The 16,831-nt window shown below is 37.6% G+C and carries 16 protein-coding genes and 1 pseudogene; 4 read left to right on the top strand and 13 right to left on the bottom strand.

The annotated features are described in order from the left end of the window. Window positions 1–102: 102 nt before the first annotated feature. Both DVW83_RS06645 and DVW83_RS06640 read left to right on the top strand, forming a co-directional pair. On the top strand, window positions 103–231 hold the full coding sequence (locus tag DVW83_RS06645; RefSeq protein ID WP_104661485.1) for a methanol dehydrogenase: 129 nt from the start codon (window positions 103–105) through the stop codon (window positions 229–231). Between the two features lie 54 nt (window positions 232–285). After that, window positions 286–1,980 carry an oleate hydratase gene (locus tag DVW83_RS06640; protein WP_104661486.1) on the top strand — a complete coding sequence of 565 codons (1,695 nt, stop codon included), beginning with the start codon at window positions 286–288 and terminating at the stop codon, window positions 1,978–1,980. Between the two features lie 347 nt (window positions 1,981–2,327). On the opposite strand, the gene DVW83_RS06630 is transcribed toward DVW83_RS06640, so the two are convergent. Then, window positions 2,328–3,179 carry a hypothetical protein gene (locus DVW83_RS06630; RefSeq protein WP_104661487.1) on the bottom strand — a complete coding sequence of 284 codons (852 nt, stop codon included), beginning with the start codon at window positions 3,177–3,179 and terminating at the stop codon, window positions 2,328–2,330. Between the two features lie 249 nt (window positions 3,180–3,428). On the opposite strand from DVW83_RS06630, the gene DVW83_RS06625 reads away from it, so the two are divergent. After that, entirely contained in the window at window positions 3,429–4,562 is a 1,134-nt protein-coding gene (locus tag DVW83_RS06625; RefSeq protein ID WP_104661488.1) for an alcohol dehydrogenase catalytic domain-containing protein, read from the top strand. 26 nt (window positions 4,563–4,588) lie between these two features. Continuing rightward, a complete protein-coding gene (locus DVW83_RS06620) occupies window positions 4,589–4,903 on the top strand; it encodes a YrhK family protein (protein WP_104661489.1) in 315 nt (104 codons plus the stop codon). Between the two features lie 337 nt (window positions 4,904–5,240). On the opposite strand, the gene DVW83_RS06605 is transcribed toward DVW83_RS06620, so the two are convergent. From DVW83_RS06605 to DVW83_RS06550, 12 genes and pseudogenes are all read right to left on the bottom strand, one after another. Continuing rightward, window positions 5,241–5,708, bottom strand: a complete 468-nt coding sequence (locus DVW83_RS06605; RefSeq protein WP_104661491.1) for a GNAT family N-acetyltransferase — start codon at window positions 5,706–5,708, stop codon at window positions 5,241–5,243. A 168-nt stretch (window positions 5,709–5,876) separates the two neighbouring features. After that, window positions 5,877–7,130 carry a PTS sugar transporter subunit IIC gene (locus DVW83_RS06600; protein ID WP_104661492.1) on the bottom strand — a complete coding sequence of 418 codons (1,254 nt, stop codon included), beginning with the start codon at window positions 7,128–7,130 and terminating at the stop codon, window positions 5,877–5,879. Between the two features lie 34 nt (window positions 7,131–7,164). Beyond that, the gene (locus DVW83_RS06595; protein ID WP_104661493.1) at window positions 7,165–7,482 is read right to left on the bottom strand and encodes a PTS lactose/cellobiose transporter subunit IIA; all 318 of its coding nucleotides are present in this window, start codon (window positions 7,480–7,482) and stop codon (window positions 7,165–7,167) included. Window positions 7,483–7,502: 20 nt separating this feature from the next. Further along, the gene (locus DVW83_RS06590; RefSeq protein WP_137239161.1) at window positions 7,503–7,823 is read right to left on the bottom strand and encodes a PTS sugar transporter subunit IIB; all 321 of its coding nucleotides are present in this window, start codon (window positions 7,821–7,823) and stop codon (window positions 7,503–7,505) included. Between the two features lie 561 nt (window positions 7,824–8,384). Next, window positions 8,385–9,380, bottom strand: coding sequence for an aldo/keto reductase (locus DVW83_RS06585; RefSeq protein WP_104661918.1), 996 nt, complete (start codon window positions 9,378–9,380; stop codon window positions 8,385–8,387). 401 nt (window positions 9,381–9,781) lie between these two features. Then, complete coding sequence (gene msrA, locus DVW83_RS06580) at window positions 9,782–10,570, bottom strand: peptide-methionine (S)-S-oxide reductase MsrA (protein ID WP_174784262.1); 789 nt, start codon at window positions 10,568–10,570, stop codon at window positions 9,782–9,784. 181 nt (window positions 10,571–10,751) lie between these two features. After that, complete coding sequence (locus tag DVW83_RS06575; RefSeq protein ID WP_104661916.1) at window positions 10,752–11,774, bottom strand: sugar kinase; 1,023 nt, start codon at window positions 11,772–11,774, stop codon at window positions 10,752–10,754. A 28-nt stretch (window positions 11,775–11,802) separates the two neighbouring features. Next, window positions 11,803–12,450 carry a bifunctional 4-hydroxy-2-oxoglutarate aldolase/2-dehydro-3-deoxy-phosphogluconate aldolase gene (locus tag DVW83_RS06570; RefSeq protein WP_104661915.1) on the bottom strand — a complete coding sequence of 216 codons (648 nt, stop codon included), beginning with the start codon at window positions 12,448–12,450 and terminating at the stop codon, window positions 11,803–11,805. A gap of 19 nt (window positions 12,451–12,469) precedes the next feature. Further along, entirely contained in the window at window positions 12,470–13,852 is a 1,383-nt protein-coding gene (locus DVW83_RS06565) for a PTS galactitol transporter subunit IIC (RefSeq protein WP_104661914.1), read from the bottom strand. 139 nt (window positions 13,853–13,991) lie between these two features. Continuing rightward, a pseudogene (locus DVW83_RS06560) lies at window positions 13,992–14,789 on the bottom strand (gluconate 5-dehydrogenase); the annotation flags it as partial. Window positions 14,790–15,323: 534 nt separating this feature from the next. Beyond that, a complete protein-coding gene (gene truA, locus DVW83_RS06555) occupies window positions 15,324–16,064 on the bottom strand; it encodes a tRNA pseudouridine(38-40) synthase TruA (RefSeq protein WP_104661912.1) in 741 nt (246 codons plus the stop codon). Window positions 16,065–16,136: 72 nt separating this feature from the next. Next, on the bottom strand, window positions 16,137–16,772 hold the full coding sequence (locus DVW83_RS06550) for a DUF998 domain-containing protein (protein ID WP_137239159.1): 636 nt from the start codon (window positions 16,770–16,772) through the stop codon (window positions 16,137–16,139). Window positions 16,773–16,831 lie beyond the last annotated feature (59 nt).

Here is a 16,831-nt window from a genome sequence, read left to right as displayed (position 1 = left end):
AAATCACCTAATTTCTCTTACCCTATCATTTGGCAATTTCTCCAAAAGAAACTATCCTTTTAGTTAGATAGACGTGACAAAAATTCAAAGGAGGATTTTCTTATGAGCAAAAAATTGATCAAAATCAGTGTTGGATTAGGTTTATTGGCGTTAGGTGCTGTATATCTAGGAAAGAAAACTGGATTGCTCGAAGACGACAGCCATCTATACGATGAATACGAATCAATCTAACAAATCGAAGAAAGTCGTTAGTCCGTTCACTTGTAAAATACTGGAGGAATCACAATGAGAAAAAGTAAAGCAATTATGATTGGCGCAGGTATCGCCAATATGGCAGCTGCGGTTTATTTGATTCAAGAAGGCAAATGGAATGGTGATCAGATTACATTTTATTCTTTAGATGATCATGGTTCAAATGATGGTGCTCCAACAGATACTGTCACAGATGAATACTGGAATAAAAATCATCCCTTAGAAAATCAAAAAGGTTATGTCGCTCGTGGTGGACGAATGTTGAATTATCGAACTTATGTGGATCTGATGGATTTATTAAATCGCATTCCTTCTGCAACGGAACCAGGCATGACTGCGGCAGAAGATACTAGAGATTTTGATGCAAAACATCGGACATTTGACAAAGCACGTTTGATGGAAGGTGGAAAAGGAATCATTGATGGCGGAAAACTTGGTTTCAATAACAAAGACCGTTTGTTATTAACAAAATTGATCGCTATGCCTGATTCAGAAGAAGAAAAATTGGACAATGTGACAATCGAAGAATATTTCAAAGATGACCCCCATTTCTTTGAAACAAACTTCTGGTTCATGTGGGAAACAACATTTGCTTTCCGTACTCGTAGCTCTGCTCAAGAACTCCGTCGCTACATGCACCAAATGATCTATGAATTTACTCAAATCGAGCATCTGGTCGGCGTAAACCGGACTCGTTATAACCAATATGAAAGCATCATGTTGCCACTCATCAATTATTTAAAAGCTCAAGGATGTCAAATCATTTTAAATCGTCGCGTAATCGATTGGAAATTCAAAGAAACACCTATGCAAGATGAAATTACCGTTACAGGATTGAAAATGATCAATACCCTTACTGATGAAGAGGAATATGTAGCAGTTGATAGTGATACAGCTGTTCTTTTCACAAACGGTTCAATCACTGACTCCGCAACACTAGGTGACTATGAAATCCCCGCTGTTGAAAATATGGATTACGGTGCAGCTTCTAGCTTATGGAAAAAAGCAAGCGAACGTTTTTATAATGTAGGAAATCCCGATAAATTTTTCGCAGATCGTGATGCAAGTGAATGGGTCAGCTTCACTTTGACAACAAAAGATCATTTATTATTGAACGAAATCACTCGAATCACTACGCAAGTTCCAGGAAATGCGTTGAATTCCTTTATCTCTACCACACCGATCACACCATTAGGTCAAAAAGACGTCAATATGTCAATCGTTGTGCATCATCAACCACATTTCACTTCACAAAAACCAAATGAAACTGTCATTTGGGGATACTTCTTATACCCAAGACGCCGTGGAGAATTTGTGGATAAACAATATATCAAGATGAATGGGAAAGAAATGTTGGAAGAATTGATCGGCCAACTATCCAAAGTCGATCCTGGTCCAGAAAATATTCGCACAAAAGAAAAAGAAATCTTTGCTAGTGTCGTCAACAATATCCCAGTATATATGCCATACGCATCTGCTTTATTCAACAATCGAGCAAAAAGCGACCGTCCAAAAGTCATTCCACAACATTCAACAAACTTAGCATTCACTGGTGAATTCGTTGAACAACCTTATCAAATGATCTTTACGGAACAAAGCGCTGTCCGTTCCGGAGAAATAGCAGCCTTCCACTTTGCCGGAATCCCAATGTCCCGTTTAGTCAAAACCCCACGTTACGACAAAGACATTCCAACGCTTATGCGTGCGGCAAAGAAAATGTTTGACTAAAGGTTGTGAAAAGAGCGTTTTGCCCCGAGCACTAGTAAAAAAAAATGAAAAATTGCTCCTCATATTTTGCATTTTTTTTGAGCTAGGGCTGAGGAGGTACTCTTTGAACACCGTCTATTCGGGTTATGAAAAACATGTTTTACTAAATCGTGAAAACCTAGTGATTCAACTCCCCTCTTTTTGAATCTTTTAACTAATAGCGTACTTCTAGCCCTGATTTTTATAGACTGTTATGCAAAGAAGCGAACCTATTCTCTCCAGAGTATGCTCGCTTCTTTCATTTTGTTGATTTGTTCTACTATCTATAATTGCTATATTATTGGAACAAAATACATTTATTCTCTCAGTTACTTTGGAACTCGCTCTTTTTTCTTATATCGCGCAAAACTGTATAGCCCAAGGATCACACCAAAGCTAGCAATGATTCCTCCTGAAATAACAAAATAGGAAAGAACGGTTTGAATATAGCTAGCCATCAATATCTGAACAGCTGGTGATCTAAATTCCAGATTTTGCGACAAATGACTCATGTAAAGAGCACCAGCAACTAGGAGTAGCACACCGCCTACTCCCCCCAGTTGCAAAGAAGTATATCGTATGAAGCGGCTTATATTTTTTCTTGATAAAAGAATGATAATGAGTTGGCAGACAAGAAAGATACTGAGCATGATCAGAAAAAGAAAATCACTTTTCTCCATCTTCTCGATCATATTATGAATAAAGTAAAAGAGATAATAACTTCCTGCTGTTCGCTGAAATTGATTCACCAAGGTCACTTTCATTGTTTCGATCTTATTTTTTTCTGTCTCATCCAACGTCAATTGATGCTCTTGTATGTATGATTGAAGCACACTGTCTATTTTTTCTGTTACCTCCGTTGTTTCACTTACCTTACGTTTGCTCCCTGTATATGTATCATGGATGAATACTTTGATCGACTGTTCGATAAACGTTTGTGGGATCGAAGTAGCGATGACTTTTGCATATTCACTTTCTTCCAAATTATCTTCTTGAAAATTTTGACTGATTTCATTTGCAACAAGTTGACTGTACTCTGTTTTTTTCGTTTGTTCGAGCAAAAAAGACTGATTAAAAAAAGTTCCTTTGACAATTCCTAAAGAAATCGTTCCTAATAAAGAAACCGTACAAATCAGTAATAAAACACCTAACCTGATACGGGATGTTTTCTCTTCTTCCATCGATTCCCTCCTTTTATGGATATGTATTTGATCATAAACGTTATTTTAATGAAATGAATACGTCTATTTTACTATTATACTAACATTAATTTGTTATCTCAATCATAACAAAGTTATTTTAATTGTCACTTTCTATTTTGAACAAGCATTTTATTATCAATATGATCAAGCCTCCTTTAGAATGAAAGTAGATTACATCTAGAAATAATGATTGGTTGCTACCTGTTCTTGATGAGAGGAGATTTTTTTATGAAAGCCGTTACTTGGCAAGGCAAACAAAAAATGGAGATTCGAAATGTTGAGGATCCCAAAATTTTAGAACCAACCGATGCGATTATCCGTATCACCGCTACAGCAATTTGCGGCTCCGATCTGCATCTTTATCATCATGGTGAAGCTGTTTTGGAAAAAGGTTATGTCGTAGGTCATGAACCGATGGGTATCGTCGAAGAAGTTGGTTCTGCTGTTACCAAGTTGAAAAAAGGGCAGCGTGTGGTCATACCCTTTAACATTAGTTGTGGGCATTGCCACTTTTGTCTGAACGAGATGGAAAGTCAGTGCGACCGCTCGAACTCTGATCAACTGTATGGTGGGTTATTTGGTTTTGGTAGTCTGAATGGCAACCATTGGGGTGGACAAGCAGAATATCTTAGAGTACCTTTTGCAGATACCACTTCTTTTATCGTACCAGACAACGACCTAGCAGATGAAAAAGTTCTTTTCTTATCTGATATTCTTCCTACAGCTTATTGGAGTGTCCAAAATGCGGGCGTGAAACAAGGCGATACAGTGATCGTCTTAGGATCAGGCCCTGTCGGATTATTTGCACAAAAATTCGCAACGATAGCAGGCACTTCTCGCGTGATCGCAGTGGACCCTGTGCAACATCGAATCGATAAAGCCGGAAGATACAACAATGTAGAAACATTTCTCTTAGAGGATGTTCAAAATGCAGGTACTGACCTCTATGAATTAACAAAAGGTGGTGCGGATGTCATTATAGACTGTGTGGGAATGGATGGATTAGAACCGGTCAACGAAAAGGCGAAAAATCTAGTTAGCTTACAAAGCGGAACGATTTCACCGATTCAGATTGCTGCAAAAGCAGCGAAAAAATTTGGAACTGTCCAAATCACAGGCGTTTACATGACTCCTGCTTCATCGTATCCTTTACAAGAATTTTTTATGCGAGATATCACTGTGAAACACGGTCAAGCACCAGTCGTTCACTTGATGCCAAAAATCTACGAGATGATTGCTGATAACCTGTTTGACCCAGCACAAATCATCACACATGCAATGCCATTGACAGATGCTGCATGCGCATATGAAATCTTTGACAAAAAAGAAGATAAAAATATCAAAGTTGTTTTGAAACCTTAGTTTTAATCAATAGTTAGGTGAGTTAAATGCCAGAAATCAAGCGAAATACGCACGAAATAGATATTGGAAAAGAAGAAGACATCGAGATACGCGGTCAACGATTCCGTCTTTATTTTCAAAATCGTTATACTTTGCTTTCACTCGCAGTCGATTTTTTGACAGGGATCTTCTATATTTTTGGAAGTGTTGCTCTTCTGACAAAGATACCCGATCGTTACAGCACCTACTGCTATCTTGCAGGAGCGGTCTTTTTGACAGCTCGCCCTGTCTTAAAAATCATCCGTAATGTCTTTATCTACGATGAAAAGAAGAAAGAAAAACTTCAGCAAAATAAAACCTAAGTTTTTATTAGAGAGAAAAGTTATGTGTCACACCTATCCAAAATGGATAGCTATCGTTCTCTTGTTTCAAAAAAGCACTTCTTCTTCTATAAACAAGCAGCCGTCTAATCTCGAAAGAGGCTAGGGCAGAAGTATTTAACTCCGAGAAATAATCCGAAATTCACGAAAATTTCTTTTCAAATCTTTGTGAATTTCGGATTATCTCCGAAGGATTTGTTTCTGCTCCTACCGTTTATTCGTTTTTAAAGAATGAAATAAAAGTGTTTCTTACTTTTGTTCCACGCTCTACGCGTTTTTTCAGGCTGAACATTTCGTCAGATCCATTTTTACAACTTCTCTAGTCTTCGGCAGTATTGATTTGATACATACGCACTGGTATTCCTTCGTTATCTTGGACCATCGATAAAAATTCCCAATCATATCTTTCATAAAAATCAGTGTGATCCGTCACGAGATACAACCGTTCGGTCCCCATATTTTTCATGTCTTTTTTCGCTAACATTAAAATTTCTTGTGCAATTCCTTGATTTCGATATTCTTTTTCTACAAATAAAGCACACAGATTAGGCATCAAATCAGGACGATCATGAAAATCATTGTCGATGATCCCTGCACCAGCGATGATTTCTTCATCTTCATTTAACACGATATACCACTGAGGAACTGGTTGTACTTGTGAGATAGTTTCATCAATACTTTCTTCATATACTGAATAAGGTAGATGCCATTTAGAAGCAAACCATTCCGCTGTCTGCTTCTTCCATTCGGGTCGTTCCCTTAACTTTAATAGTTGGTATCCTTTCATTTATCTCCCACTCCCATTCACATTTGCACTATTATAGCATGGTTATTCGTGAACACCCTCCTTTTTGCTTTTTTCTACTAAACAGCAAAGAAGATGAGATAAAAGTAAAGATTACTTTTATCTCATCTTCATATAAACTGAATTATCGTTATGCTCGATAATCAACTATTAAGCGCTTAATTCTTCTTTTCTTTTTTCTTGGATCGTCGCTACTTTAACGAACGGTAGATAGATCAAGACTGACAATAGCAAGTTGACTGCGGCTAAGATACCGCCAGAAATACTTTTCGTTGCTAAGACCCCGCCAATGATTGGTGGTGTTACCCATGGTGGCATAACTGTAGCTGCTGGAACTAGACCAGTAGAAGTAGCAAAGTAAGCTACAGATACTAAAACCATTGGTGTCAAGATGAACGGAATGAACATGATCGGGTTCAATACGATCGGCAAACCAAACATTGTTGGTTCATTGATGTTGAAGATACCTGGTGCGATCGACAAGTTCGTCACGACCATGTATGGTTTGTTTCTGCGGCCAACTAAGTAAATCGCTAATAGAAGACCTAAAGTAGCTCCTGTACCACCTAAGTTAACAAAGCTGTCAAAGAAAGGTTTGTTAACGATGAATGGTGCGCTGTGTCCTGCGGCAATTGCATTCACATTTGCTTCAATTGCTGGTGCGTTGATTGTTTGCATCAATGGATCGACCATATTTGCACCATGTAAACCAAAGAACCATAAGAATGGTGTAATGAAAGCTAAAAGTAGTGCAGATGGGTAAGAGTTTGCTAATCCCATGAATGGTTCTTGAACAAGTGTATAGAATGCACCAACGATATCAGCCACACCGAATGCAGCAAAGATTGCAGCAATCAATGCAAAGAATGAGATCGTGATCATTGCTGGTAATAGTGAAGCAAAAGCTTTCGCAACTGCTGGTGGTACACCATCAGGCATTTTGATGATCAATTTTTCATTTCCACTTAAACGAACAAAGATTTCTGTTGAAATAATCCCAACAATAATAGCAATAAATAAACCATTTGAGCTCATGCCCAAAGCTCCGCCTAGAGCGAAGAATGATCCTAAAGAAATAACGCCGGCAGATACGCCGTCTTTACGATACCCGTTTGCTAAATGATAAGCGAGTAAGAAAGCAATCAAAACAGAAAGGATCGCAAAAGTTCCGTTCCAAGCTGATGTTCCGAATCCTTTCCAAGCTTCTCCACCAAAGATTGAATTCATCAATTCTTGGAATCCTGGAATCGGTAAGTTATTGATCATTACCGCCAAAGCACCCAAGATCATTAATGGCATACTAACCATAAATGAGTCACGAATCGCAACTAAATGTCGCTGTGCCCCAATTTTAGATGCGACAGGTATAAAATGTTTCTCCATAAATGCAACAAATTTATCCATGTTTCTTTCCTCTTTTCTATTTTACCATTTCGATTTATACGCCTAAGCGACGGTATAGATCGATAATTTCTTTTGCTAAATCAGTAAAAGCAATCGAAGTCATCAGGTGATCTTGACTATGAACAGTCAATAATGTTACTTCCACATGATTCCCTTGAGCTTCTTGTGTCAGCATTTCTGTTTGAGAATGATGCGCTTGTACTAATGATTCTTCTGCATCTTTGATTTTTGCATCGGCTAATTCAAAATTGCCTTTTTTCGCAGCGGCAATCGCTTCCATTGCATCGCTTTTTGCATTTCCGCCAAACATGATCAATCCCATGATGGCTTCAAGATTTTTTTGATCCTCCATTGTGATTCCTCCAATCCTTCTTATTTATTGATTAATGATTCTGCTTGTTCCAATACTTTTGCACCATTCATCATTCCATAATCTTGCATATTGATAACATCCAAAGGAATACCTTTAGGTGCAAGTTTTTCAGCAAATTGATTTTGCATGAATCGTACTTGTGGGCCTAATAATAAAACGTCTACATTTTTTGATTCTAATTGATTATCTGCATCGGATGCTGATACAGCAAAGATATCCGCTTCGACCCCTTTTTTTTCAGCTGCTTTTTGCATTTTTGTTACGAGTAGACTAGTACTCATTCCTGCTGAACATACTAACATAATTGTTTTCTTTTCCATGTGGAACACTTCCCTTTCTTGTTTCTTACACTTTTATATAAAGCAAGTATCGTGCCAACTTTTAAAGCGCTTCACCCTTGATATAATAGCGTTTTCAACATTTTAGAGTGTATGTCCACATCAGTTTTTCGTTTACACACTAAAAATAGTGTGCAAAAATAAGAGATTTAGCCTCTTTTTTCGCTAATCTCCTAACACTATCTATCAATGTTTTTCAGCTACGTGTGTGTTCTAGTAATATTTTTCTTTCAATCTTCATAAAATCAGTACTCTATGATAGTACTCCGGAAAAAAATATCGCTAATTCATACAGCACTTTAAATGAAATAAACTACGCCTCGACGTTTTTTAAATCCCAATTCATAAGCACGACAAAAAGAAGTTGGGACAGAAGTGTTTAACTCCGAGAAATAAGAAGAAATTCACGAAAATTGCTTTTCAAATTTTTTGTGAATTTCGGCTTATTTAAGAAGGAGTTGCTTCTGCTCCCACCGTTTATTCGTTTTTAAAGCATGAGACAAAAGTGTTGCTTACTTTTGTTCCACGCTCAAACTGATTACTTTAGTCTTGTTGTAAAATCGTTTCGATTTTATCCTCTTCTTCTGATGAAAAATGGAGATTGTCCATCATTCGAACACTTTCTTGTAATTGACTCAGACGACTTGCTCCCACAAGCACGCTCGTCACTGACTCTTGCCTTAAATTCCAAGCTAATGCCATCTGCGCAAGAGACTGATTTCTTGTCTCAGCTAATTCTTGCAACAAAGTGATTTTATGCAAAGTAGGCGTTACTTGATCTTCTGAAAGAAATGGGATCTCTTTGCGATGCGCACGAGAATCTTCAGGAATCCCATTCAAGTAACGTTTTGTCAGCAGACCTTGAGCTAATGGACTAAAAGTGATTGCCCCAAGGCCATTTTCTTCAAGTACAGGGGCTAGATCATCCTCTAGCAATTCTCTTGAAAACATGTTATAACGCATTTGGTGGATGATGAAAGGCGCCTCTTTTTTTCGAAGAATCTTTGTCATTTTCTGCGTATCTTCTCCATTATAGTTAGAGATCCCAACATACAGCGCTTTTCCTTGGCGAACCAGTTGCATCAATGCTTCTGCAGTCTCTTCCAAAGGTGTTTCAGGATCTGGACGATGGTGGTAAAAGATGTCCACGTAATCAAGCCCCATTCGTTGTAAGCTTTGATCACAACTTGCAATGATGGATTTACGTGAGCCCCACTCACCGTAAGGACCTTCCCACATATGGTACCCTGCTTTACTTGATATGATCATTTCATCACGGTAAGCAGTAAAGTCTTCTTTGAAGATCCGACCAAAGTTCTTTTCTGCAGCTCCAGCCGGTCCACCATAATTATTTGCTAAATCAAAATGAGTGATCCCCATATCGAATGCGCCTCTTAAAATCTCACGTTGATTACTGATTGGATCATGGTCCCCAAAATTTTGCCATAGTCCTAAGGACAATAGTGGCAACTTCAATCCAGATTTTCCCGTTCTTCGATACGTCATTTTTTCGTAACGATCCTGTTTTGCTACATACATTGCTATCTCTCCTTTATCTTTTTAGCATAGCTACTTAAAAAAGCGCTATCATTTTATTTGTTCATCGGTTTTCGATTTACCAATGGCACCTCTGTCAAACAGCGCTCATCACTCTCCTATATAGACTGAGTGATTCTAGTTCAACTGTTACAGTTAATTATACCCTTTGGAACCAAGCATTACTAATTTTTACAGCAACTATCATCTTGTATGCTTGCTATCTGCTGAAAACTTTTTCCACACCCTGACTTTCTAGCAACACTCCATTAGTCACTATATATAGTAGTATTCTTTAAAAAAATTTCAGAATTTAAGTAGGTAAAACTTGATCGGTGCTTTTCAAATGAAGAAGCAGATTTATAATAGAAATTAGTGACTTTGATTCCTTCCCCTCCTGTATCTCATTTTTTCCGTTTAAAAAAACGATAGAGTTCATGAGAATGCTTCATCTTTTTATAGCGTTTAGGCTGTTTAAGATAGAAACGTTGATGGTAGTTTTCAGCAGGCCAAAAAGTTTTCGCCTTGCGAATCTCAGTAATGATTGGTTGATTGAATTGTCCTGATTGGCTCAATCGTCTTTTTGATTCTTTTGCTTCGACCCGTTGTTTTTCATTTTCAACAAAAATAATCGAACGATATTGTTTGCCACGATCCTGAAATTGTCCAAACGCATCTGTTGGATCTGAAATTTGCCAGTAGATGTCCAGTAATTCAGTATAGCTGATCTTTCGTGTATCAAACAGGATTTCCACCGCTTCAACATGTCCCGTGTAGCCTCCGCTGACCTGATCATAACTAGGATGTTCAACCTCTCCACCCGTATAGCCCGACAAAACAGAAAGGATTCCTTCTTTCGTTTCAAAAGGTTCGACCATACACCAAAAACAACCTCCAGCAAAGATGGCTCTTTCTTGATACGTTGAATCTGTGAGCTGGTGTTTAGAAAAATCATAGATCGTTTCTTTGTCTTGTTCGCCCGTAATTTCCGCATAAAAATCCATGACATCAGGGGTTAAGTTTCTACGAATGGCTAAAGGACGCAAATCAGCCTCTAGTTTTTCTACTTCTTGTTTGACAGAAGCCTTCTCCCCCAGCCGTTCTTTTATCTGTCGAAGTAGCTTCTTTTCCCATTCCCGCGTGTTAGGGTTCAAGATCAAATTATAAATAGTTGCAATTACTTCTTCATCCAACATCATTCACTCCCCATTTCTGTTATATGCTTTATCGCTTTTTTGAAATGATTTTATTGAAATTTAGCATAAAGAACAAGTTTACGCGAATAGTTGGTTTCTATTGGGATTATTGAAAAAGACTTTGGCGATATCCACTCAGGAAATATCATCAAAGTCTTTTTATAATAGAATGAATGTCTTATCTAGATAAACGTGCGCCATTCCCACTTTGGGCAACTTGATTGATTTCTGTTTCTGAAACTAAATTCAAATCTCCAATGATCGTCAACTTCAAGACACTGGCAGCTAAAGCAAATTGGATCATTTTTGCTTCATCAAATCCGCTAACAAGTCCATGGATCAAGCCAGCACCAAATGCATCGCCGGCTGCTACACCTTCCATGACATGCATGTTATAAGTCGTAGTTTCGTAAAATTTGCCTTCTGACAACAGTAGTGCCGTCCATTGGCTATCTTCTACTGAATAGATGTTTCTCAAAATACTCGCAACTTTCTTACAGTTTGGGAATTTTTTTGTCACTTGCACCATCGCTTTTTTAAAGGTTTCTTTTTGATCGATACCTCGGGAATCATCACCATCGAACGCTTTGATACCTAAAGTTGCTTCAAAATCTTCATCATGTGCAATACAAACAGTGACAAATTCCATGATTTTAAAAATCGTTGCTTGCGCTTGTTCTGGCTCCCATATCTTACGGCGATAGTTCAAATCAGAAATAATCTCAATCCCATGTTCTTTACAATATTGACAAGCTTCCAAGACGATTTGTTCCAACTCTTTAGAAATTGCCGGAGTAATCCCTGAGAAGTAAAAGTAATCGACATTTTTAAAAATTGTTGGCCAGTCAAATTCCGTTGCTTTGACCTGCGCAAACGAGCTATAAGCCCGATCATAGACAACATTCGTTGAACGGATACTTGCACCTTTTTCAAAGAAATAGATCCCTAACCGGTCACCACCTCGCAAACATTTTGCTGTATTTACTCCATATTTTCTCAACGTATTTATAGCGCTCTCCCCTAAAAGATTTTCAGGAAATTTAGATAAGTATTCTACTTTATTACCTAACAACGCTAAGGAAACGGCTACATTTGCTTCCGCTCCACCGTATGTTGCTTCAAAATTTTGTGTTTGCAGAATTCGTTCATTAGTTGGCGGTTTCAGCCGTAACATCATTTCCCCAAAAGTTAATATTTTCATCTTTCATCCACCTTTTCGCTTTTATAAGTTATACCTTACGAATGCTCTTCAATTTATCGGCATATTGTGTGGCTACTTCAGTCACTTTTTCGAAATCGCCTGTAGCAGCTGGTGCTAGTAGGTTGCCGCCAACGCCTACAGCAACAACACCTGCAACAAACCAATCCTGCATATTTGCAAGGCTGACTCCACCAGTTGGCATGATATTCAAGTGAGGGAGTGGCGCTTTGAATGCTTTGACAATGCTAGGACCAAAAGTACTTCCTGGAAATAGTTTGACGATATCTGCACCATAAGTGAGTGCTGTTTTCATCTCTGTAATGGTCATACACCCTGGTAAATATGGGATTTGGTATAAGTTACAAATTTTAGCCGTTTCTTTGTCAAAACAAGGGCTAACAATGAATTCCGCTCCCGCTATGATAGCTAATCGTGCGGTTACTGCATCAAGTACAGTACCTGCACCAATAACGATCGTGGGATCTTTTTTATAATTTGCAGCTAATTCTGCAATCGCATGATCAGCATTCGGAACTGTGAACGTCAATTCGATCCCAGTGATTCCACCTTTAACAATCGCATTGCTTGCCTTGATTGCTTCTTCCACAGTTTCCCCACGGACAACTGCAATCACTCCGGCATTTTCTAATTTATTTAAAATAACTGTTTTTTTCATAATTTTCTCTTCTTTCTATTTACGCATGCGTATGGACATTTGGAAAATGTTTTTCCGTTGTATGCAATTTCTGTGTGATTTTTTTATGATTAAAGAATGCAAGACCTAAAGTGACAATACCTAAGATGATTGCTCCTGTAACACCAATGTTGACCGTTAATTGATAAACGATCCATGAAAATGGACTAGCTGCAAAATCGATAGAGGCAACCGCACTTGTTCCTTTTGGTATCAGTGATGCATTCACAACTTGCACTGCTTTTGTAAAAATTGGTGCGAGTGAAGTGGCAAACCAAACCCCACTTACTAAAGTCAAGATACCAGTTAATAAAGATCGCAAGACATTTCCCTTTGTATAAGGTAAGACCAATGGGAAGATATAAATCAACCCCGATAAAGAAGCTAAGGGTAAAAATTTATTGCCAGGAATAATAACAGATAAGAATAAAATGATTGGTACCAATAACAACGAACAAACTAATGTCACAGGATGTCCAATGACTAAAGCAGGTGTCATCCCAATGTTTAGTTGACGTCCACCTTTCAATTTGGAGCTGATCAATTCTTGCGAGCGTTTAGATATCGGATTCAATCCTTCAATAAATTGACCTGTGATTTTAGGGATCAACACCATGACTGCCGACATCGTAATACCTAAACTCAACATTTCTGCAATTGAGTATTGCGCAATTACTCCTAATAAAATCCCTACAATCACACCAAGAAAAAGTGGTTCTCCCACAATCCCAAATTTTTCTTGCAACTTTTTCGCATCTAAGTCTACTTTATTCAAACCAGGAATTTTTTCTATTATCCAGTTTGTAATGATTGCAAATGGAATAAAACCTATACAAAATGCTTGCGGAATCGAAATCCCTTTCATTTTATCACCGTAAAAATGTTCAACTTGATTTTGTGACCGATCAGCCCCAACAAGTGTAATAGCTACTGCGATGACTACACTAAAAAGACCCCATAAAAAACTATTCGTTGCAATCGAGACAATTGAGCCAATAAAAGCAAAATGCCAATAATTCCACAAATCAATATTGACTGTATTCGTCGTCTTTGTTAGTAACATGACGACGTTTACAAGCAACCCCAAAGGAATAACAATTGCACCAACTTCTGTTCCATATGCAACTGCAGCAGCTGCTGGCCAACCAATGTCTAACACTTTTAAATTTAATCCGTACAATTCCACCATCCGATTAACAGCTGGTCCTAAGTTATCTGCTAATAATTTAGTCACTACACTCAAACCAACAAAACCGATACCGACCGAAATACCAGAACGTAAAGATTTCGAAACACCTAATCCTAGTAAGATTCCGAATATAGTAAAGATGATTGGCATCATCACACTTGCCCCTAAGCTCATAATATAATTAATAACAATCATAATTTTTCTCCTTAAAAAATAATCTTTATTCACTTATTCACAAATAACTTTTAACACTAAGCCTTAAGCTTCCAAAACAACTCTTGCTACCTTGAAAGATTAAGACTTACTGCTCTATTTTTTATTTATAGTTTTTTGTCTATGGTTGTTTGCCAATATAAGCTAAAATACCACCATCAACGTACAGAATGTGACCGTTAACAAAATTAGAAGCATCTGAAGCAAGGAAGACTGCAGGACCTTGTAAGTCATCTGTGTTTCCCCAACGCGCAGCTGGTGTTTTAGAGATAATAAATTGATCGAATGGATGACGAGAACCATCTGCTTGGAGTTCTCTCAATGGTGCAGTTTGCGGTGTAGCAATATAACCAGGGCCAATTCCGTTACATTGGATATTCGCATCCCCATATTCAGAACAGATGTTACGAGTCAGCATCTTCAATCCACCTTTTGCTGCTGCATATGCACTTACTGTTTCACGTCCTAACTCACTCATCATTGAGCAAATATTGATGATTTTTCCGTGCCCATTTTTGATCATTCCTGGGATGACCGCTTTAGAGACAATAAAAGGCGCATTTAAATCTACATCGATAACTTGTCGGAAATCTTTGGCACTCATTTCTAACATTGGAATTCGTTTGATTATTCCAGCATTATTCACTAAAATATCAATCAAACCAACCTCATCTTCTACTTTCTTGATGAAATCAGTAACTGATTCTTCATCCGTCACATCACAAACATATCCTTTTGCAACGATCCCTTTTTCTTTATACGCAGCAATTCCCTTGTTCACTAATTCTTGTTTGATATCGTTGAACACAATGGTTGCACCTGCTTTTGCAAAAGCCGAAGCGATCGCAAAACCAATTCCATATGAAGCACCAGTGACTAACGCTATCTTCCCTTTTAAGCTAAATGAATCTAACGAAAAACTTTACATAAAAATTCTCTTTTCAAATAATTTCTTATACAGAAATAGCAATAACCCATAAGGAAATCACGTGTTTATTATAGGACTAGGCTCCCCCTTTTGTAACCGCTTTTCATTTAAATAATTTTTATTGTTTTTTTTTTGATTTATTTTTCACATGAAAACAGTATATTTATTAAGTTTCTCCAATCCAAAAAATATATAAAATAACTGACATTATTAAATGCTTATTATTTGTTTCCCATCATAGTAAAAAGCAAATATATCCACAATCTTAAAAAAGAACCGATACTTATTCTTCCCTTAAAAAGATACACGAAATAAAACTTGACTCTACTTAATTTCCGTAGAATCAAAGCTTATAGATGCACTATATTCTTTCGTGCGGAGGGCCTTACAAAAAAGCTGCAAACACAAATTTATTTTTTATCCAATAAAATAGAACCTCCCAAAAATAGCGATCACTACTTTTGGGAGGTCCCATTGACTTTTCAACCTATATTTTTTACAAGTGCACTTGTGTATTTATTCTATTTATTGATAATACACTTCATCTAGAAATAGTCCTTGTGCAGGCACTGTTTCACCCGCTTGCTTTCGTATTTTGTTGTCAAAAATCTCATCGATTTCTGTGACTTGCATTTTGCCTGTTCCAATATCCAGCAAAGTTCCCATGATGATCCGCACCATCTTGTACAAGAAACCATCACCTACAAATGTAAAGTGCAACATTTGTCCTTCTTGTTCGATCGATAGTTCTTGAATCGTCCGAACCGTTGATTTTTTCGTCTTTTTCAATGCCGAAAAACCAATAAAATCATGTGTGCCCTCTAATTTTTGGCAAGCTTCCTTCATTTTAGCAAGATCTAACGTTTGGGGAAAATAAAAACTATGATTGCGTTCGAAAACTGTTGGAATTGTTTCATTCCAGACATAATAGCTATATTTCTTACCTTTTGCGTTGTAGCGTGCATGGAAACGTTCAGGCATTTCTTCGATTTGTTTCACCACGATATCTCTTGGCAGATAGCGATTCAAAAAAGCAAGTATTTCCTGTAGGGCCATCTCCGAGGAAGTTTTAAAGTTTGCTACTTGTCCCCTCGCATGTGTTCCAGCATCTGTTCTGCCAGAACCAATGATTTCGATTGTTTCACCAGTCATCTTTGCTAACGTTGCTTCGATTTTTCCTTGGATCGTTTTATCGTCATCACCTAGCCGTTGCCAACCAGAGTATCGTTTACCATCATATTCGATCGTTAATTTTATGTTTCTCATCTAAATTTATAAGCTCCTTCATGGAATTTTTTATGCCTTAGTCGATTCATCTTATCATTTTGAAACTCAAAATCAAGGTTTTATTTGCAAGATACTTAATATTCCAATCGGCAAATAATTAAAGAAGAAACTAAGACGTTGCCAGAAACCTAATTGATTCAACAGTGGCAACCGATTCACCCCAGGTATCCTAGCTAAACCGTACCCACTAGCAACTAAAAAGCTAATGATCGTCAATCCCAAAAAAAGCTGACTGAATTGCGTATTTCCCATTGTACGATAAATGAGAAAAACAATTAAAGGAAAGAGTAGGAAACCAGCATAACCGATCCCTGAACCTATATTATGGAGCCAAGTTGACAGATTCCATGAGGATTCGTTCGTATCCACACTGAATAATCCAGTAAAAATACAGTCGCATACCCCATAAAAACCAATAGCTGCAGCTAGCATCAAAGCCAATGGCCTTGATACCGCTACAAAAGTCTGATACACAGCAGGGAGCGCTAGAACAAAGAAACAGCCTGAAACAACTGACCAAATCAAAAAAGCTTTTCTAACAGGACTGCCCACATCGCCAAAAAGACTGATCACTGAGGTCATTTGATTTAATTGAGTATAGAAAAAACCTAAAATATATGGTGTCAAAAAATCACTCACGACACCCGCTAATAAGAAATAAAAACCATATCTACGTAAAAATTCCATATTCTCCCTCTTCTCGTATCTAAGAAAAACAATCTCAACCAGTTCATTTAAAGATTGCC

It is taken from the genome of Enterococcus sp. VV15 (assembly GCF_005236045.1).
In the GTDB taxonomy this organism is placed as follows: Bacteria; Bacillota; Bacilli; order Lactobacillales; family Enterococcaceae; genus Enterococcus_B; species Enterococcus_B durans.
The sequence above is the reverse complement of the archived record's forward strand: the minus strand, read 5'-3'. Positions and strand labels throughout refer to the sequence as shown.